General features: G+C 63.2%; 22 protein-coding genes. 7 read left to right on the top strand and 15 right to left on the bottom strand.

Translation table 11 applies throughout. The features are described from left to right. The first annotated feature begins 33 nt into the window (after positions 1–33). A complete protein-coding gene (locus tag NMG80_RS18820; protein WP_254019481.1) occupies positions 34–642 on the top strand; it encodes a glutathione S-transferase family protein in 609 nt (202 codons plus the stop codon). A 131-nt stretch (positions 643–773) separates the two neighbouring features. Here the strand turns inward: NMG80_RS18820 and NMG80_RS18815 are convergent, their stop codons facing one another. From NMG80_RS18815 to NMG80_RS18805, 3 genes are all read right to left on the bottom strand, one after another. Next, positions 774–1,061: an ArsR/SmtB family transcription factor gene (locus NMG80_RS18815; protein WP_254019480.1), complete on the bottom strand. Its 288-nt coding sequence runs from the start codon at positions 1,059–1,061 to the stop codon at positions 774–776. A gap of 31 nt (positions 1,062–1,092) precedes the next feature. Then, positions 1,093–2,340, bottom strand: coding sequence for an MFS transporter (locus NMG80_RS18810; protein WP_254019479.1), 1,248 nt, complete (start codon positions 2,338–2,340; stop codon positions 1,093–1,095). An 84-nt stretch (positions 2,341–2,424) separates the two neighbouring features. Beyond that, a complete protein-coding gene (locus tag NMG80_RS18805) occupies positions 2,425–2,619 on the bottom strand; it encodes a DUF1192 domain-containing protein (protein ID WP_029348741.1) in 195 nt (64 codons plus the stop codon). Between the two features lie 230 nt (positions 2,620–2,849). On the opposite strand from NMG80_RS18805, the gene NMG80_RS18800 reads away from it, so the two are divergent. The 3 genes from NMG80_RS18800 to NMG80_RS18790 all read left to right on the top strand — a co-directional run bounded on the left by NMG80_RS18800 (position 2,850) and on the right by NMG80_RS18790 (position 5,036). Further along, positions 2,850–3,863, top strand: coding sequence for an NAD(P)H-quinone oxidoreductase (locus tag NMG80_RS18800; RefSeq protein WP_254019478.1), 1,014 nt, complete (start codon positions 2,850–2,852; stop codon positions 3,861–3,863). A 132-nt stretch (positions 3,864–3,995) separates the two neighbouring features. Continuing rightward, on the top strand, positions 3,996–4,136 hold the full coding sequence (locus tag NMG80_RS18795) for a DUF1127 domain-containing protein (protein WP_254019477.1): 141 nt from the start codon (positions 3,996–3,998) through the stop codon (positions 4,134–4,136). 456 nt (positions 4,137–4,592) lie between these two features. Then, on the top strand, positions 4,593–5,036 hold the full coding sequence (locus NMG80_RS18790; RefSeq protein ID WP_254019476.1) for a hypothetical protein: 444 nt from the start codon (positions 4,593–4,595) through the stop codon (positions 5,034–5,036). A 30-nt stretch (positions 5,037–5,066) separates the two neighbouring features. On the opposite strand, the gene NMG80_RS18785 is transcribed toward NMG80_RS18790, so the two are convergent. Together NMG80_RS18785 and NMG80_RS18780 are read right to left on the bottom strand one after the other, a co-directional pair. After that, positions 5,067–5,615 (bottom strand): LysE family transporter, encoded by a 549-nt coding sequence (locus tag NMG80_RS18785; RefSeq protein WP_254019475.1) that lies wholly within the window; start codon positions 5,613–5,615, stop codon positions 5,067–5,069. A gap of 197 nt (positions 5,616–5,812) precedes the next feature. Beyond that, positions 5,813–6,952, bottom strand: coding sequence for a helix-turn-helix domain-containing protein (locus tag NMG80_RS18780; protein WP_254019474.1), 1,140 nt, complete (start codon positions 6,950–6,952; stop codon positions 5,813–5,815). A 209-nt stretch (positions 6,953–7,161) separates the two neighbouring features. On the opposite strand from NMG80_RS18780, the gene NMG80_RS18775 reads away from it, so the two are divergent. After that, complete coding sequence (locus NMG80_RS18775) at positions 7,162–7,857, top strand: DUF1013 domain-containing protein (protein ID WP_254019473.1); 696 nt, start codon at positions 7,162–7,164, stop codon at positions 7,855–7,857. Positions 7,858–8,021: 164 nt separating this feature from the next. On the opposite strand, the gene NMG80_RS18770 is transcribed toward NMG80_RS18775, so the two are convergent. The 5 genes from NMG80_RS18770 to NMG80_RS18750 all read right to left on the bottom strand — a co-directional run bounded on the left by NMG80_RS18770 (position 8,022) and on the right by NMG80_RS18750 (position 10,518). Then, positions 8,022–8,741: a helix-turn-helix transcriptional regulator gene (locus tag NMG80_RS18770; RefSeq protein WP_254019472.1), complete on the bottom strand. Its 720-nt coding sequence runs from the start codon at positions 8,739–8,741 to the stop codon at positions 8,022–8,024. A gap of 72 nt (positions 8,742–8,813) precedes the next feature. Continuing rightward, complete coding sequence (locus tag NMG80_RS18765; protein WP_254019471.1) at positions 8,814–9,224, bottom strand: hypothetical protein; 411 nt, start codon at positions 9,222–9,224, stop codon at positions 8,814–8,816. Between the two features lie 18 nt (positions 9,225–9,242). Beyond that, on the bottom strand, positions 9,243–9,608 hold the full coding sequence (locus NMG80_RS18760; RefSeq protein ID WP_254019470.1) for a VOC family protein: 366 nt from the start codon (positions 9,606–9,608) through the stop codon (positions 9,243–9,245). Between the two features lie 53 nt (positions 9,609–9,661). Then, positions 9,662–10,264 (bottom strand): DJ-1/PfpI family protein, encoded by a 603-nt coding sequence (locus NMG80_RS18755; RefSeq protein WP_254019469.1) that lies wholly within the window; start codon positions 10,262–10,264, stop codon positions 9,662–9,664. Positions 10,265–10,350: 86 nt separating this feature from the next. Continuing rightward, on the bottom strand, positions 10,351–10,518 hold the full coding sequence (locus tag NMG80_RS18750) for a hypothetical protein (RefSeq protein ID WP_077380489.1): 168 nt from the start codon (positions 10,516–10,518) through the stop codon (positions 10,351–10,353). Between the two features lie 259 nt (positions 10,519–10,777). Between NMG80_RS18750 and NMG80_RS18745 the strand changes: the two genes are divergently transcribed. Next, the gene (locus NMG80_RS18745; RefSeq protein ID WP_254019468.1) at positions 10,778–11,728 is read left to right on the top strand and encodes a ring-cleaving dioxygenase; all 951 of its coding nucleotides are present in this window, start codon (positions 10,778–10,780) and stop codon (positions 11,726–11,728) included. A gap of 78 nt (positions 11,729–11,806) precedes the next feature. After that, positions 11,807–11,998: a hypothetical protein gene (locus tag NMG80_RS18740; protein WP_254019560.1), complete on the top strand. Its 192-nt coding sequence runs from the start codon at positions 11,807–11,809 to the stop codon at positions 11,996–11,998. 26 nt (positions 11,999–12,024) lie between these two features. Here the strand turns inward: NMG80_RS18740 and NMG80_RS18735 are convergent, their stop codons facing one another. The 5 genes from NMG80_RS18735 to gap all read right to left on the bottom strand — a co-directional run bounded on the left by NMG80_RS18735 (position 12,025) and on the right by gap (position 18,527). After that, the gene (locus NMG80_RS18735) at positions 12,025–12,756 is read right to left on the bottom strand and encodes an SGNH/GDSL hydrolase family protein (RefSeq protein ID WP_254019467.1); all 732 of its coding nucleotides are present in this window, start codon (positions 12,754–12,756) and stop codon (positions 12,025–12,027) included. Between the two features lie 131 nt (positions 12,757–12,887). After that, positions 12,888–13,913, bottom strand: a complete 1,026-nt coding sequence (locus NMG80_RS18730) for a class I fructose-bisphosphate aldolase (RefSeq protein ID WP_254019466.1) — start codon at positions 13,911–13,913, stop codon at positions 12,888–12,890. Positions 13,914–14,066: 153 nt separating this feature from the next. Beyond that, positions 14,067–15,263 carry a phosphoglycerate kinase gene (locus tag NMG80_RS18725; protein WP_254019465.1) on the bottom strand — a complete coding sequence of 399 codons (1,197 nt, stop codon included), beginning with the start codon at positions 15,261–15,263 and terminating at the stop codon, positions 14,067–14,069. A 110-nt stretch (positions 15,264–15,373) separates the two neighbouring features. Beyond that, on the bottom strand, positions 15,374–17,263 hold the full coding sequence (locus NMG80_RS18720; RefSeq protein WP_254019464.1) for a potassium/proton antiporter: 1,890 nt from the start codon (positions 17,261–17,263) through the stop codon (positions 15,374–15,376). 253 nt (positions 17,264–17,516) lie between these two features. Further along, positions 17,517–18,527, bottom strand: a complete 1,011-nt coding sequence (gene gap, locus NMG80_RS18715; protein WP_254019463.1) for a type I glyceraldehyde-3-phosphate dehydrogenase — start codon at positions 18,525–18,527, stop codon at positions 17,517–17,519. Positions 18,528–18,587: the final 60 nt, after the last annotated feature.

The raw sequence follows: 18,587 nt of genomic DNA, 5'->3' as shown, positions 1-18,587 counted from the left end.
TGAGCCAAAGATCAGCAGAATCGGGAGGATATGATGAAACTCTACTGCGGCATTGGTCCGAATTCCTACCGTGTCCGCATCTTCATGGCTGAGAAAGGCATCGACGTTCCGCGGGTTGATGTCGATCTGACAAAAGGCGAGCACAAAACCCCGCAATTCCTTGAGCTCAACTCACTCGGCCAGATTCCGGTGCTCGTGCTCGACGACGGCACGGTGATCACCGAAAGCATCGCCATCTGCCGCTATCTGGAGGCGATTCATCCGACGCCGGCACTGTTCGGCTCGGACGCGGTCAGCCAAGGCAAGGTCGAGATGTGGAACCGCCGCGCCGAGATCGAGATCTTCGGAACGATCGGCAGCATTGCCCTGCATTCCGATCCCATGTTTGCGGAGCGGCTTGTGCAGTTCCCGGCTTTCGCCGAAACCCAGCGCGAAGCCGTTCCGGCAAAGTGGGCGTGGCTTGACCGCGAGATTGCCGATGGCCGCCCGTTCATCGCCGGCGACCAGTTCTCCGTCGCCGACATCACCGCTGCCGTCGCAGCCTGGCTTGGCGCCTTCTTCGGAGCCGACATCCCGGACTCGCTCGTCAATGTCCATCATTGGCTCGACCGTGTTCAGGAACGTCCAAGCTGGACCGCTTAGTCCGATGCCCGACACTGTTTCAATGGGACGATATGCGGCTCAACGCCAAGCACCTGAATCCTAAGGAGCTTTCGCCATGCGAGCTGCTCGACGCGCCTGGTGCGCTACTGGCAAGAATGCGACGGCGCACCTCAGCTTCCGGGCGAGCCAAGCTGCTCGACCTCCCAGAACTGGTCGAGCCAGATGTTGAGCTTCAGGAAGCCGGCACTGCTGACCGTATAGACGCGCCTTGTCCCTTCCGGCTTGGCGTTGACCAGACCGGCGTCGAGCAGCACTTTCAGATGCTGCGAAACAGCCGGGCGCGAGACCGGCAACCCGGCGGCCAGTTCGTTGACGGTCTTCGGGCCGCGCCGAAGCTCTTCCAAGAGATAGCGCCGGTTGGGATCGGCAATCGCCATGAAGGCGTCGGAAAACATCATGCCTTATTTGTGAGGCAAAGTTTTCCAAATCTCAACCGTTGGTTTCAGGCTTTCTGCGCGGATCGAGCCGCAAAGCTTCCGGCGTGATCGAGCGCTCGGCCGGTTGCGTCTTGAAGGCGTCGCGATCTTCGATCGGCACCGGTGCGCGCCGGCTGATGCGCAGCAGCGTATAGCCTGCCAGGCAAAGATGCGCGAGGGCCGTTGCAAGGAACAGGCTTTCCGGCCGCATCCAGCCCATCAGGCCGGCGGCCAGCAGCGGCCCGATCATCGTGCCGAAACCATAGAGCAGCAGCAGGCCGCCGGACACTTTGACGAAATCTTCCGCCCGGGCGTGGTCGTTGGCATGGGCTACGGCGATCGAATAGAGCGTGTAGGCAAAGGCCCCGTAGGCGGCGGTGCAGACGATGACGAAGATGCCGGAGCGCGGCTCGAACAGGAACAGCGCGACGGCGAATAGCGCCGCGCCGAAGGCCAGGCCTGCCAGCACAAAGCGGCGGTCGGTCTTGTCGGAGAGACGCCCGGCCGGAAGTTGCATGGCGGCGCCTGCGACGACCACCAGGCTCATCATCAGCGCGATCTCGGCCGTGGAAATGCCGATGCGGGCGCCATAGACGGCGCCAAGCGTGCCCCAGGCGCCGTTGGCGACACCGATCAAAACGCAGGCGATCGCCGACACCGGCGAATTGACATAGAGCCCCTTGACGTCGAGCGAGACGTCCTGCAGCGGCTTGGGATGCGAAGCCGTCGACACTGCGGTTGGAATGAGCGACAGGCAGAACAGGATACCGGTGATCATGAACAGCGAGGCCGACTTCACGTCACCGCCGGCAACGATCATCTGGCCGCCCATGATCGAGGCATAGGTGACCATCATGTAAAGCCCGAAGACGGCGCCGCGGTTCTCGTTGGTGGACTTCTCGTTCAGCCAGCTTTCGATGATCATGAAGGCGCCGGCCATGGTGAAGCCGGTGAAGGCGCGCAGCAGGATCCAGATATATTCGTCGATGATCAGGCCGGTGAGTAGTGCGACGATGGCTCCCGATGCCGCAAAGGCGCCAAAAGCGCGTACGTGACCGGCGCGGCGCACGAGGCGCGGCGCAAAGAAGCAGCCGGTGACGAAGCCGCCGGCCCAGGCCGTGCCCATCAGGCCGAGCGATGCGGTCGAGAAACCCTCCAGCTGGCCGCGCAGCGGCAACAGCAGCCCGTGCAGTCCGGTTGCAGCCAGCAGGAAAGCGGTGCCGCGAAGCAGCGAAAGGATCGGTCGGTAGCTTGCAAACATTTAGCTGATCCGGCTGGAATTTGGGGAGGGTCTGAAGACAGTCGCATTCGAGCTTTTCGGCGGCGGGCGCTTCGGCTCTGGAAACTATCCGCGGCGAAACAGCGCCTCGGCCGCTGATTTGGTGGTGCTCTTGGTCTTGAGCTCGGCTTCCAACCGGGCGATCTCGTCGCGCAAAATGGCGATCCGCTCTGACAGTTCATCGACGGAAAGCAGCGACAGATCCTGCCCGATCTCATGCGGGCGCGCCTTCTTTTTGGGTTCGTCGTCGAAGATCGCCATCGTCGCTCCTCGCTCATGCGCAAAAATTGAACTGCTACAGCGTCCTTTGCGCGTCCAATCGCACGCGGAGCGCTGCAGTGGCCATTTGCCTGATTTGCCAATCAGCATACATAGGGCAGGGGCATGGATGCAAACAGTCGGCAAGAAAACTGGCAGTCGGCAAGAAAACCGGCAGTCGACAAGAAAACCGGCAACTGGCAAGAAACTGGCGAAGCGAGACGGGAAAAGTCATGGCGAGCGAACAGAACAATATTCCGGCGAAGATGACGGCCATCGCGATCTCGGAACCCGGCGGACCACGGGTGCTGAAACCGGAAACGCGCGACGTGCCCGTGCCCGGTCCCGGCGAAATCCTGATCCGGGTGCGCGCCGCCGGTATCAACCGGCCGGATGTGCAGCAACGCAAGGGCGCCTATCCACCGCCGCCTGGTGCGTCTGACCTGCCGGGTCTCGAAGTGTCCGGCGAAGTCGCCGCTCTTGGCGACGAGATATCGCGCTGGCGCGTCGGCGACCGGATCTGCGCGCTGACGCCCGGCGGCGGCTATGCCGAATACGTCAAGGTCCATGCCGGCAGCGTGCTGCCGCTGCCCGCCGGCTTCACCCACACCGAGGCGGCGGCGGTACCGGAAAACTACTTCACCGTCTGGCACAATGTCTTCGAGCGCGGGGCCTTAAAGCGCGGCGAGACGCTGCTCGTGCATGGCGGCTCGTCCGGGATAGGCACCACGGCAATCCAGCTCGCCTCGGCCTTCGGCGCCTATGTCATCACCACCGCCGGCAGCCAGGAGAAGTGCGACGCCTGTCTGAAGCTCGGCGCCGACCGGGCGATCAACTACCGCGAGGAGGATTTTGTCGCGGCGGTCAAGGACGCGACCGGCGGCAAGGGCGCCAACGTCATCCTCGACATGGTCGGGGGCGACTATGTGGCGCGAAACTACCAGGCCGCGGCGGTGGAAGGCCGCATCGTCCAGATCGCGACGCAGAGCGGGGCGGTGGCAAGCGCCGATTTCTCGAAGATCATGGTCAAGCGGCTCACCCACACCGGCTCGACGCTGCGGCCGCGCACCGTTGAATTCAAGGCGGCAATCGCCGCAGCGCTGGAGGCGCAGGTGTGGCCGCTGCTCGCCACCCGCAAGGTAGCACCCGTAATGGACATGATCTTCCCGCTCAAGGAGGCGTGGCGGGCGCATGAGCGGATGGAGGACGGCGACCACATCGGCAAGATCGTGCTCGACGTCGGCTGACGGTCGGTAAACAAGCTGAACAAAATCTCAATTGCGCAATGCAACAAACGCATTGCCGCCATGCAAAAGCGTCTGTTCAACTTTTCATCAACGGTGCCTATTTCAGCGGCATAGAAACGATGGAGGACTACCATGAACCCGATCCGTGCTTTCCGCAACTGGCGCATGTACAATGAAACCGTGCGCGAACTGAACCGCCTGAACGCCCGTGAGCTCAACGACCTCGGCATCAACCGTGGTGACATCGAGAGGATCGCCCGCAAGGCGCGTTGATCCGCTAAGCAAGAGCCGAGGCAGGCGGGTTTCCCGCCGCCGGTTCCGAGCCCGCTGGACCCAGTCCGGCGGGTTTGTCGTTTTGAGGTCCATGCAGCAGCGGCTACGATAATCGCCACAATCCAGAACCGAATACAACTCGATCGCAACCTGTGGTTGACCCCGGTTTCAGCGTGGGCATTTTGATCGCGCGGGACTAGGTCGGCGGCTGGCGCCGATCCGGGCCAGTAGCGTGCTGACTCTGAAACAGGCTTGCGCCCATGTTCGACGATCTGACGGACAAGATCTACGAGGCGGCTCGGCGCGATTGGGGTTGGAACAGGCCAGGGCGACCGTCTCGGCACTCGAGGCCCTCGGGCTGCCGGCCGCGGTCATGACTGCATCGGGACGCGTGCTGACGGTCAACGGCTGCTGGAAGAAATGACCGAGATGTTTCTGCCAACTGCCTATGGCGGCATGGCGATCGCCAATGCCTCCGCCAACGCGCTTTTCCAGCGGGCCATTCTCGAGAACCGCAACGATTTCGCGGTCCGATCGATTCCTGTTGCCGCCAACGAAAGCCGGCCGGCTGTGGTCATCCACCTTTTGCCACTGCGCCGCGCCGCACATGACATTTTCACCGGCGCGGACATCCTGGTTGCGGCAACGGAGGTAAGGGCCAGTGCCGTTCGTGCCTTCACCAACCCTCCTCGCGGGCCTGTTCGACCTGACGCCCTCCGAGACACGTTTGGCGGCCGCGCTTTCTCAAGGACGACCCTTGAAAGATGCGGCATCCGACTTGAAGATCACGGTAAAAACCGGCCGGACCTATCTCGAACGGATTTTCGTCAAGACCGGACCCGGCAGCAAAGCCAGCTCGTCGCTTTGCTCAAGAGCACGCAACCGCTCAATCGCAGATGACGAATCGGTGGAATGCCGTCTATTTGTCGCTCAATGGCTAAGGGCGGCAAAACCAATCGCTATCAAGGCTCCTCCCAGAACGATGTCCAGGTGCTTGCGGAAACGGTTGTAAAATTCGCGCATGGCTGGCCGGGAAATAGCCAGGCCGACAAGGCCAAACCAGGCGATTGCAATCGCAAAAACCAGCGCTGCCACGGATATGTGAATTGCCCCACGCGCATTTAAGCTCAGCGTAGAGGATGCGAAAAACAACGCGGTGGCCGGATTTGCCGCCGCCGTGATAAATCCCAGCCGGAAGTACCGAACGATGGGAAGCGGCTTCGGCTCGTTGGCGCCGATCGTGATCGAAAGCGCCCGCCGCATCGAATTCCAGCCGATGAAGACCAGCATTGCGCCATAAAGGCTGGCGGCCATCTGGTGCGCGATGCTTCCGGGCGGCAGCGCGGCGGCGCCCGTCACGACGACCACCGCCAGCGAGCTCGCGCCCAAGGCAATACCGGCGGCAGCCGAAAGTGCTGTGGCACGCGAAGCGGTCAGCGCAGCCTGCGCGACGACAGCAAAATTGGCGCCCGGCAGCATTGCCAGAAGCGCATAGGAAATGGCGAACGGAAACAACCCCGCCGCGACAGCGTGCCCGGTTTCCAACATCGATCAGCCCACATCGGCGGCAGCTTGCACTCCCAAAGCAGCTCGCCGCCACCCAAGGCGAAATGTGGACGAAACGGGTCTTCTCCAACAGTCGGCAAATGCCGACATCAGGGCGTTTTGTTGCCGGGCTAGCGGCCGCGGCCGCTGAGCGGTTCCGTGCTCTTGAGCAGCGCGACCAATTCGCTCTGCTGACGGGTGCGGGTCTTGGAAAAAATCCGTTCCAGATAAGTGCGGCAGGTCTTCACGGTTATGTTCGAACGCGCCGCGGCTTCTTTCAGAGTGCTCCCGGATGCCAAACCGGCTGCCAGCCGGGCTTCGGCCGATGTCAAATCGAACAGGCCGCGCACATGCTGTTCGAAGCCATCGGCAATGCGGCGGGCGACCTCGGTGACCATGATCACCGCGCAACGTTCCGAGGCCAGTCCATAGGCGCGGGCATCGACGAATGGCGCGACCGACAGCACCAGTCGGGTCAGGTCAGAGCGCTTGTGATCCGACGGCACCAGCAGCGTTCCTCCGGTACCGGGCATCGCGCCGTCGCGCAAACAACAGGCGTCCTCGACCAGTTGCTGAAGCGCCTGTGTGTCCTTGGGATTGGAGGCGACGATTGCGCCGCCATTCAGCTTCATCGGGCTGTCGGGTCGCGCCAGCATTGCCTCGGCGGCTTCATTCATCTGCGCGATGTGCTGATGTCCATTTACCAGAAACACGCCGAAGGGCAGGTGCGAGAAGGCCGATGCCAGCGCCGAGGTGTTCTCCAGCTGTCGACCGATCTGCCCGGCGCGCAGCATATGCGGCACGATCTTCTGCAAAAGGTCGATATCGGCGTTATCGAATGCCCCCTGCCTTGAACCGCGATCTATATTAAGCAGCCAGTTTGCGCTGTTGGAGGAGAGCAGGTTGCAGGCCAGTCCGTGATACATGTCGCGCGGTCTTAGCCAGTCCTGCCAGAGCTCGCGGCGGCGGAACGCCGCCGCGTCGAGGCCCATTGGCCAGTGAGTGACCGCGCCGACAGGTATGGCGGCTGCCGCCGCAGCCAGGGGATCGCGCAGAACAGCCTCGATACCCTTTTGCGAAATGAATTCCGGGTCCTGGTCGGATGCAACCGCATCGAGCGTTTCCGGACCGAGGCGCACAATACAGGAGCGCGAGCCGCCGAACAGGTCGCGCAGACCGGTTACCGCATCGGGCCATCGTTCCTGATCATAGGCAGCTTCGTAAATCTGGCCGACAACGGCGGATACTGCTTCGATGGTGACGTCAGCCATGGGCCGCCCTTGATCCTGCTGATGTCACGAGGCTAAACGCACCAAAGCTCTCGCGCAAGTTGCAACACTGACGAGCTAGGCGACGGTACCTTCCAAAAACGTTGCGGAACGGCAACGGAGCGGTTATATAAACCGCGATTTTCCCATTTTGGTGGCTCTAAAACCACCGCCCGCGCGGGAACGCGGGCGAGCGAGAAGGATATTTTGCAATGGCCAATACGCTGCTGATGCCCAAGGCGACCGCCGTCTGGCTGGTCGACAACACCGCGCTCTCCTTCGAGCAGATCGCGCAGTTCTGCGGGTTGCATCCGCTCGAGGTCAAGGCGATCGCCGACGGCGAATCGGCGCAAGGCATCAAAGGTATGGACCCGATCATGACCGGCCAGCTGACCCGCGACGAGATCGCACGCGCCGAGAAGGATCCGAACCATCGGCTGAAGCTGTCCGACCCCAAGGTGCGGGTGCCGGAATCCAAGCGCAAAGGGCCGCGCTACACGCCGCTGTCGAAGCGCCAGGACCGGCCCAACGCCATCCTGTGGCTTGTTCGCAACCATCCCGAGTTGAAGGACGCGCAGATCGCGCGCCTCGTCGGCACCACCAAGTCGACGATCGACCAGATCCGTGACAGGAAGCACTGGAACTCCGCAAATCTGCAGCCGATGGATCCGGTGACGCTGGGCCTCACATCGCAGATCGACCTCGACATGGAAGTCAACCGCGCCTCGCGCGGCCGCGAGCAGGCACAGCCGACCGGCGACACGCTGCTGCCGGCGGCATTGACCGAGCGCCTCGTGCCGGCGGCCGAGAAGCCAAAGGATGAGGATGCGGAACTCGACGCCAACGCCGTCTTCGCCAAGCTCTCGGCGCTGAAGTCGAAGAACGAGGATAAGGACGACGAGGAGTAAGAGACGGCGCTGTTCCTTCTCCCCTTGTTGGAGAAGGTGGCCGCGAAGCGGCCGGATGAGGGGTGCTCCAGCTTGGCACCGACGCACTCCGTCCAACACCCCTCTTCCGTCTTGGCGCTGCGCGCCAATCCACCTTCTCCCACAAGGGGAGAAGGTAAGAGCGCCTATGTCCGCGCGGCGCGGTCCGGCGCCATGCCGTAGTCCTCGCTGCGCTCCACCGCACGGTAAAAATCGGCGAGCTGCTTGCCGCGCTCCGGCTTGAAGATGCGGCCGGCTATGACCACCGATGCGATGCGGTCGATGCGGAAAGCGCGAAAATCGTCGCGCATCTCGCACCAGGCGACCAGCGTCCACACCTTGCCCCAGAACCACAGACCCAATGGCCTGATGTCGCGCGCGGTGCTGCGGCCTGCTTCGTCGGAGTAGCCGATGGTCAGCACCTGGCGTTTTTCCACCGCGCGCTCGATCAGGTCGATTGCTTCGCGGGCGGCGTCGCTTACCACCCACATCGGCGTGTGGATCTCGGTGCGGGCGATGCGGTCCTTTTCGGCATCGGGCAGCACGGCGCCGATCTTGACCAGCGCCTCGTCGGCGGCCCGCGCCATGGCAGCGCCGCCAAACGCTCGCACCATGCGAGCGCCGGCGACCAGCGCGACGATCTCGTCACGCGTGAACATCAGCGGCGGAAGGTCGAAACCCTCCCTCATCATGTAGCCGACGCCGGCCTCGCCGTCGATCGGCACACCCGTCGACTGCAGGTCGGCGATGTCGCGGTAGATGGTTCGCTCGGAAACCTCGAGCCAATTGCCCAGCTTCTGGGCCGTGACCAGGCGGCCACCGCGCAGATGCTGCACGATCTGGAAGAGCCTGTCGGCGCGGCGCATCGTATGGTCCCTCGATGTTGTTTTTAGCATGTCGTTGGCCCAAAACCGGTTCCCACTTTTGGGCGACATGCATTATGGCTCAAGCCCTTCGCGCTTGCGCTGCGCGGCGACGAATGCCGCGCCGAAGGACAATTTCCCTGTTGTCGGCGTCTTTGCATCCAGCACCCGCCAGAACGGCGCGATGTCGCTCAGCGTCATGCCGCGCTCCAGATCCTCGTTGGCGGCCTCGGCGACAGTGCGCAGATGATAGCCGATGGTGACCGGACATGTCACTTCGGCGCCGTGCTCGATGGCGAGCGCGGTGCGCAAAGCGCGGACATCCATGGCCATGCCCTTTGGAATGGAGCGGATGAAATCATCAACCTGCCGTGCCGTCGGCACCAGCATCGGCTGGCCCTCGACGACGTCGCCAACAGTGCGCGGCGTCGGCTTGATGCCGTTGCTGCTTGGCGTGTTCAGCCTGTCGTTCCAGCTTTTCACCATTTCGGGTTGCTTCCACCTCTAAACGAAAAGCCCAAAGCTGTTGCCGTCGGGGTCCAGGCAATAGGCGAATGTGCCGGCCGGGATGGAGATTGCCGGCGAGACGACCTGACCGCCGTTCTGCCTCACCCGTTCCATCGCATCCTCGATCGGTGCGGCAACCGACAGATGGATGGTCGGTCCGGTTCCCGGTGCAGCGGACTTCCCGGGATAGATGTGCCCGGAGGCCGTTCGGTCCTGCGCGGCGAACATCGCTATCGGGTTCGGGCCGCTCTCCTCCAGAATGAGATCGTTCTGGAGCACCGACCCATAAAAGGCGCGCGCCCGATCCATGTCGGTGACGGGAATCTCGAACCATGCCGAAGCTTTTGCAGGGATGAACGCCATGTCTGTCTCCTGATACCGCCGCACTATTGCACGCCGCTCCTGACACCATACTGTCAGGAGGCTTCAGCATATTCCCCTTCAGCATACTCCTTGGCGAACAGCGTGCGCATCTGTGCAAGGTCGCTGCTTCTCTGGGGATAGAGCGTCTTCAAAAAGGCAAGAGCGAACGTGCCGGGAGCCGAACCCGGCGCGGACACGATGCGACCGTCGGCGACGGCATGCGGCACGTCCTGATAGTTCTGAGCGCCCGGGTAATCCGGTTCCTTTTCGTTGATCCAGTCACGACCATTGCTGGTGTGTTTGGCCTTGTCGAACAGGCCGGCACGCGCCAGTGCCAAGGTGCCGGCGCAAATGCCGCCGACCACGCCGCCGCCCGCCGCGACCGCTGTCAGCAGTGCGGAGACGTCAGGCGGTGCATCGACCCACTGGTCGGAGCCGATGACCGCGACGGCGTCGAGATCGGTGTTTTCATCAACCGCGGTGGAGCGGTCGGGCGTCAGCATAAATCCGCTGGCCGAAGTCACCGGCTTGCCGTTCGGCGTCAGAGACACCGCGCGTGCGCCGAACCATTCGACCGCCGAAGCCGCCAGCAGCCCGTATTCCCAGTCGGCGAAGCGATCGATGAAAAGAACGCCGATAGTTTTCTGTTCGGACATTTCCTGCTCCGTCTTTCGATCCGCCGGACCTATTTATCTGGGCGCCGTGGCGTCCGCATCCAACTGCTGCTGCGAAAAAAATCGCCTCAATGGCCGCGGCCGTGGCGGCCTTCATAATTATCCGGCCAACCGATGTCCTTGCGGATGCTCTGCGGCAACTCGTTCATGAAACGCCGGGTGCGGATCTCGTTGCGCATCGTCCGGATCTTGCCGACATAGTGCTGCACGCTACGCAGAATGGTAAAACCGTTCATAGCTGGTCTCCTTTCTTTCGATGGAGACACTATCGCACACCCCTCCTGACAGCAGTCTGTCAGGAGGCTGAGCGGTCTTTGGCGAGCGTGCCAGGTTTTGCCGGTTCCGATCCGTCTGCCCGAGAGAAGCAGGCTTTCTCGTCGCCGGGATTAAGTCTTTCATTTGCCAACGACGGACCGTCGGAATCCGCAGCAGCGATAGGGCCGGGGTTCTGATATTGAAGGAGAAAGAGATTTTCCAGAGATCAGGGAGATGACAATGAGCCTGCAACTGACAGGAATTCACCATCTGACCGCAATCACGGCCAATGCACCCGGAAACCTTCGCTTCTACACCAGGACCTTGGGCCTGCGACTGGTCAAGAAGACGGTCAATCAGGACGACACGTCAGCCTATCACCTTTTCTATGCCGACGCCGAGGCGACGCCTGGCACCGATCTTACCTTCTTCGATTGGCCGGTCGGACGCGAACGGCGCGGCACCAACAGCATCGTGCGGACCAGCCTGAGGGTCGCCAGCCCTGAAAGCCTTGCCTGGTGGAAGCAGAACTTGTCCGGCGAGAATGTCGCGACGGAAGAGATCGGCGATATCGGCGGCTATCCGTCGCTGGACTTCGAAGACGCGGAAGGCCAGCGCCTGCGTCTCGTCAGCGATGGCGGCAAGGGCGACAGTCACCCCTGGGCTCAAAGCCCGGTCCCGATCGAGCACCAGATACGCGGGCTAGGGCCGATCGTCATCAGCGTTCCCGATATCACCAACACTGAAACCGTGCTGACCAGGGTGATGAACATGCGCAAGGCGCGGGACTATGCCTCGCCGGATGGTCAGGGCCAGGTTCATGTCTTCGAGATGGGTGAAGGCGGCCCGGCGGCGGAGCTTCATGTCGCGGTGCAGCCGGGCCTTCCGCCGGCACGGCAAGGCGCCGGTGCGGTCCACCACGTGGCATTCAGGGCGCCGAACCAGGAGATTTTGCACCAATGGACGGCGCGGCTGGCCGAATTCCGCCTGCCGTCAAGCGGTGAGGTCGAACGATACTACTTCCGTTCGCTCTATTTTCGGGAGCCAAACGGCATATTGTTCGAGATTGCCACCGACGGCCCCGGGTTCACGGCCGACGAGCCGCTGGAGACGCTGGGCGAAAGGCTGGCCCTGCCGCCGTTCCTCGAACCGAAACGGGCTGCGATCGAGGCCGGCCTCAAGCCGTTATAGCAACTCTATCGGGAGCGAGCGAAAGGAGCGCTTTGACAGCCGACCGTGATGCTAAGCGCCGCTGAAATCGATTTCGATTTGCCGGCCAATGCGCTAGTCACAAGCGGCATGTCGAAACTCCTCGCGCTCGTTATCATTGCCATGATGGTCATCCAGCTGATCAAGCCCCTCGGCTGGCCGGGGCTGAAGCGGCGCAGCGATTTTTGGAAGCTGGCGGTGCTGGCGATGGCGGCGATTTCGATAACAGCGGCGCTGGGGCATTGGACGTAAGGCTGGGGACATAGGACTGGCGGCCGCTAGGCGAGGCGTGGTTCGTTGGTCAGCACCAAATCGACCAGATGTTCCGCCCAGGCCCGGTAGCCGGCTTCCGAGGCATGAAATCCGTCGGAGGCAAAACCGGCTTCGGCATCGGTGATCGGCAGGCGCGGCGCCGGCACAGCGCCGCGTTCGAGGCAAAGGCGCTCGCCCATCCGGTTCATCTCGGCGGCGCGGATTTCCAGGATCTTTCCGAGCAGCGGCGGCATTGCCGGTGCGCGGGTGAATTCCAGCACCGGCGACCACACCACGCGCGCCTCCGGCCATTTGGCGCGCAGCGCGTAGAGCAGGCCGCCAAAATCGCTTTTGAAGCGTGGCACCGAGTGAAAGTTCTTGGTGTCGTTGGTGCCGATGGCGAGCACGATATGCGTCCAGGGATCGGCCGACAGGTTGGGCAGCACATGATCGCGGATCTGGCCTGAGGTCGCCGAGTTGAAGCCGGCTGCCCGCCAGCGCACCGCACGGCCAGTGCGTTTCGAGATCAGCTCGGCCAGTTGCGCGGCCAGCCCGTACTCGGAATTGCCGATGCCGACCGAGGCCGCGGAAGAATCGCCAAGCATCAGAAGCGAGACCGCCGGAGCCTGGCCTGATATCTCGTGCATGACCGGACCTTGCGCCGGCAGCATGCGGGTGGTGCGGCGGCGCACGCCGAGCCCCTGCCAGACATAGACCGGAAAGGCGAGCCAGGTGAGGAGGGCAAGAAAGCGCTGCATCGCAAACCGTTAATGGGGCAAACGACGTTCGGGCTCAACGCAAGCCGACACGGCGCCGCATTGTTTTGGAGCATTTTGGAGCAGATGAAACCCGGGCACATGGCCCGGGTTCGAATCGGTGGAAAATCCGGTCAGGCGGCCTGTTCCAGTTCCGGCTGCCATTTGCCAAGCGCTGCCAGATGGTTCATGTGGGCGCGGTGGGCGAAGGCGGCCTGGGCAGCGGCGACGTTGGCTGCCTTGCCGCTCCACGCCTTCTGTGGCGCCGCCTGCAAGGCGCGGCCATAGGAGAAAGTCAATTTCCATGGATGCGGGCCGATGGCGTTGATGGCGTTGAGGTTGGCGGTCGCCTCCTCATCCGATTGCCCACCCGAGAGAAAGGCGATGCCGCCAATAGCTGCCGGGACCGTTTCGCGGAACAGTTTTATGGTCTTTTCGGCGACTTCCTCGGGGCTGCTGGTGTTGCCAGACGTCTTGCCGGCGAGAACCATGTTCGGCTTCAGGATGGTGCCTTCAAGGACGACGCGGGCGGCGTAGAGCTCGGTGTAGAGTTTCGTCAGCGTCGCCTTGCTGATCTCGTAGCAGGTGCCGATGTCGTGGGCGCCGTCCATCAGCACCTCCGGCTCGACGATCGGCACGATGCCGGCCTCCTGGCAGAGCGCCGCATAGCGGGCGAGCGCATGGGCGTTCGAGCCGATCGACGTGGCGGAGGGCACGCCTTTGGCGACGTCGATGTCGATCACTGCACGCCATTTGGCGAAACGGGCGCCTAGCTTGTAATAGTCGGCGAGCCGCTCGCGCAGGCCGTCGAGGCCTTCGGTGATGGTGTCGCCGGGGTACCCGGCCAGCGGCTTGGCGCCGGCATCGACCTTGATGCCTGGAATGGCGCCGGTCGCCTTGATGATGTCGACCAGTGGCGTGCCGTCGGCGGCCTTCTGGCGAATGGTCTCGTCATAGAGGATGACGCCGGAGATGTATCTGGTCATCGCTTCCTTGGCGCGGAACATCATCTCGCGATAGTCGCGGCGGCTGTCGGCGGTCGATTCGACGCCGATGACGTCGAAACGCTTCTTGATGGTGCCGGAACTCTCGTCGGCGGCCAAAAGACCCTTGCCGTCGGCCACCATCGCAGCGGCAATGTCCTCGAGACGTTCGCTCATTGTGCATCCTCCTGAACCGGTTGTTCCAACAGTGTAAAACATCCGGGCTAGCAGACCACTAGAGCAAGGCAGGTTCAAGTCGAACCATTCCGAGTGGAAAGCTCGAATCGATTGAAACGCGCAAACGCCCTCGTTCGCCTGTCGCCCAGGGCCTCAGCGCTTCAGCACATCGACACCGGGCAGCGGCTTGCCTTCCATCCATTCCAGGAAGGCGCCGCCGGCGGTCGAGACATAGGTGAAGTCGTCGGCGACGCCGGCATGGTTGAGGGCGGCCACCGTGTCGCCGCCACCTGCCACCGAGATCAATTTGCCGGCCTTGGTGCGGGCCGCGGCGTGCCTGGCCGCCGCCACCGTCGCCCGGTCGAATGGCTCGATCTCGAAGGCGCCGAGCGGGCCGTTCCAGACCAGCGTCGCGGCGCGGTCGATCCAGTCTGCAACGGTCTTCACGGTCTTTTCGCCGACATCGAGGATCATGGCATCGGCCGGCACCTCCGATATGGCGACGGTTTCGCTGGCGGCGCCCGCCTTGAATTCCTTGGCGACGACACCGTCGACCGGCAGGATGACGGCGCAGCCGGCTTCGGCCGCCTCGATCATGATCTGCTTGGCGGTGTTGGCGAGATCATGCTCGCACAGCGATTTTCCGACGGCGGTGCCGCGCGCGGCGAGGAAGGTGTTGGCCATGCCGCCGCCGATGACCAGCGCGTCGACCTTTTTCACCAGATTCATCAGGAGGTCGATTTTGCTCGACACCTTGGCGCCGCCGACGATGGCGACGACGGGGCGGACGGGATTACCGAGGCCCTTTTCCAGCGCGTCGAGTTCGGCTTGCATGGTACGGCCGGCGAAAGCCGGCAACAGCTGCGCAAGCCCTTCCGTCGACGAATGGGCGCGGTGGGCGGCGGAAAAGGCGTCGTTGACGAAGATGTCGCCATTGGCGGCCAGCTTTTCGGTGAAGGCCGGGTCGTTCTTCTCCTCGGCCTTGTAGAAGCGGGTGTTTTCGAGCAGCAGCACGTCGCCGTTGTTCATGGCGGCGACGGCGCTTGCGGCCTTGTCGCCGATGCAATCCGCCGCGAAGCCGACCGGGCGGCCAAGCACTTCCGCGGCCGCCTTGGCGATCGGCTCAAGCGAGAATTCGGGCGAAGGTCCATCCTTGGGCCGGCCGAAATGGGCAAGCAGGATGACCTTGGCGCCCTTGCCGGAAAGCTCGGCGATGGTCGGCGCAATGCGCTCAATGCGGGTGGCATCGGTGACCTTGCCGTCGGCGACGGGAACGTTGAGGTCGACGCGCACCAGCACGCGCTTGCCGTCGATATTGCCAATGTCATCCAGTGTCTTGAAGCCGGCCATGCTGTTCCCTTTCGCAAAAAAGCGCCGGGACCTTAACCCGCGCCAACGACGATGCAAGACCTGCAATGGTGCTACGCAACAGATTTGACCAGCGCCCGTGTCGGTAGCCGTCAGCCCTCGCCTGTTGCCTTTTCCACCACCGGCCGCGCATCGGCGTCCACGTCCACCGGGGCCTCGGGATCCAGCTTTTTGTTCCGCTTGCGCCAATTGCGCGCAAAGGCAGCGATGCGGTCGGCGATTTCGCCGGCACTCAGGAACACCGGCACCCGCGCCACCGGCGCGGTCGGCTCGAGGGAAAGACCGAGACCGGTGATCCTGCCCTTGTCGTCGACGTCGCGGACGATCAGCTCGATCGGACCAATCAGCACGCGGTCGGCATATTCGGCATGGCCGCCGAGCCGCGCCGTCACCAGGTCGCCGACGGTCAGCTTGCGTTCCTCTTCGGTCAGGCCCGGCGCGTAAGCGGCTTCCAGTTCCGCGGCGGAGCGCGCCGGATCGACGGCGAAGGCGCCGAAGAAGTCCGCATCCTCGGGATCGACCACGGCGCGGCTGGCGAACAGCTTGTCAAGCAGGGCCGGATAGCGATCCGGCACGAAGATGTAGACATGGTCGCCGGCGGCGAGCCTGCCCATGTCCTGGAAGCGCATCGAGCGGCCGTCGCGCAGCACCAGCGAAGGCCGCGCCCAGCGCGGAATGCGCTCGCCGCGCGCCACCGGGCTGCCTGGTGCTACGCGGTAGGCGAGAAGCTCGTGATGGGCGGAGCCCGGCAATTCGAGTTCGACCTTGTCCAACGGACCCAGGCGGGCGGGCACGATCAGGCCGAGGCGGCGCGCCAGCGGTCCGACGGTCCATCCCTGGATGACCAGCGATACCAGCACGACGATGAAGGCGGTGTTGAAGATGAGGCGGCCATTCTCAAGACCGCCAAGCAGCGGCGTGATGGCGAGCAGGATCGACACGGCGCCACGCAGGCCCACCCATGAGACGAAGGCGACTTCCGGGCGCGGCAGACGAAACGGCATCAGGCAAAGCCAGACGGCGATCGGCCGCGCCACGAATATCAGGAACAGGCCCAGCAGCACCGCCGGCAGCAGGATCGCCGGAAATTGCGAGGGCGTCGCGAACAGGCCGAGGATCAGGAACATGATGATCTGCGCCAGCCACGACATGCCGTCCTGGAAGCGCTTGAGGATGGTGACGGCGCGGATGTCGGAATTGCCGGCAACGAGGCCGGCGAGATAGACCGCCAGAAAGCCGGAGCCGCCAATGGCGCCGGCGGCGGCGAACACCATCAGCGACAGCGTCAGCACGAAGATCGGCAGCAGCCCGTGGTCGAGATTGAGCCGGTCGACGAGCCGCACGATGGCGAGGCCGCCGAAAATGCCGACGATGGCGCCAAGCCCCATGTTGAGAAGGAAGCCGAGGACCAGGTCGGTAACCAGCACCCTGGCCTCGGGGCTGGCGTTGGCGGCGATGATCTCGACCAGGCTTATGGTGAGGAAGATGGCGATCGGGTCATTGGTGCCGGATTCCACCTCGAGCGTGGAACGCACGCGTTCGCGCAAATTGATCTCGCCTGCGCGCAACAGGAAGAACACCGCTGCGGCGTCGGTCGAGGCGACAGCGGCCCCGAGCAGGAAGGATTCCAGCCAGCTGAGATCGAGCAGATAATGGGCGACGCCGCCGAACAGTCCAGTGGTCAAAAGGACGCCGATGGTCGCCAGCGACAGCGCCGGTCCGGCCGCCTGGCGCAACGCGTTGAGCGGCGTACCGAAACCGGAATCGAACAAGATGACCGCCAGCGCCAGTGAGCCGGCAAAATAAGCCAGCCGCGCATTGTCGAACTGGATGCCGAGGCCGTCGGTTCCAGTGGCCAGGCCAATGCAGAGAAACAGCAGCAAGAGGGGCGCGCCGAAGCGGAAGGCTATCAGGCTCGAAAACGCGGCGGCGACGACGAGTGCGGCGCCGACCAGCGTCACGAGATAGATCGCATGCTCCATCCGCCAATTGCCCCTCGAATTCGTGTTCCTCTCGCTTTACGGGAGAGTGAGGCGAAGACATGACCGGTGCAAGGCGTGAGGGTGGTTTTTTGCGCTATGCCGCTGGTTTTTGAGGGTTCTGGCGCTCAAGGCGCGAGTCTTGCCAAACAAACCCTTAGAGCGTCGTTTGCGCATCCAAAAGGGCGCTGGGCGCTCTCATGAAAACGCCCGGACAGGCCGGGCATTTTCAAGTCGCATGAAGATGGTTCTGCTGTCAGGCGATGGTCTTGCCGAAGGCGACTGCGGTGTCGGCCATGCGGTTGGAAAAACCCCATTCATTGTCGTACCAGGACAGCACCGAAACGAAATTGCCGTCCATGACCTTGGTCTGGTCGAGCGCCATAATCGAGGAATGCGGATCGTGGTTGAAGTCGATCGATACGTTCGGATGGCGGGTGACGGCGAGAACGCCCTTCAACTTGCCGTTGGAGGCGGCGATCACCGCCTCGTTGATTTCCTGCACCGTGGTCGAACGCTTGGCGATGAACTTGAAATCGACGACCGAGACGTTCGGGGTCGGCACGCGGATGGAGATGCCGTCGAGCTTGCCCTTGAGGTCTGGCAGCACCAGGCCGATCGCCTTGGCCGCGCCGGTCGAGGTCGGGATCTGCGAAAGCGCCGCGGCGCGGGCGCGGTAGAGATCCTTGTGCATGGTGTCCAATGTCGGCTGGTCGCCGGTGTAGGAGTGGATCGTCGTCATCATGCCCTTCTCGATGCCGACGGCCTCATGCAGCACGGCTGCCAGCGGCGCCAGGCAGTTGGTGGTGCAGGAGGCGTTCGAGATGACGATGTGGTCCTTGGTCAGCTTGTCATGGTTGATGCCATAGACGACGGTGAGGTCGGCGCCCTCGGCCGGCGCCGAGACGAGGACGCGCTTGGCGCCGGCGGTCAGATGCGCCGCGGCCTTGTCGCGGGCGGTGAAGATGCCGGTGCATTCGAGCGCGATATCGATGCCGAGATCCTTCCACGGCAGCTGCGTCGGGTCCTTGATCGCGGTGACCTTGAATTTTTCGGTGCCGACGGTGATCTGGTCACCGTCGACCGTCACTTCATGCGGGAAGCGGCCATGCACGCTGTCGTAGCGCAGCAGATGCGCGTTGGTCTCGACCGGGCCGAGGTCGTTGACGGCGACGACATCGATGTCCTTGCGGCCGGATTCGTGGATGGCGCGCAGGATGTTGCGGCCGATGCGGCCGAATCCGTTGATGGCAACTCTGACGGTCATTTTTCTCTCCCTGGGAGTTGGAGGCCGAAGATCAAGTCCGCAGCTTCATAACGGCGGGCT

The sequence above is a fragment of the Mesorhizobium escarrei genome, from assembly GCF_935825525.1.
GTDB lineage: Bacteria > Pseudomonadota > Alphaproteobacteria > Rhizobiales > Rhizobiaceae > Mesorhizobium > Mesorhizobium escarrei.
The sequence above is the reverse complement of the archived record's forward strand: the minus strand, read 5'-3'. Positions and strand labels throughout refer to the sequence as shown.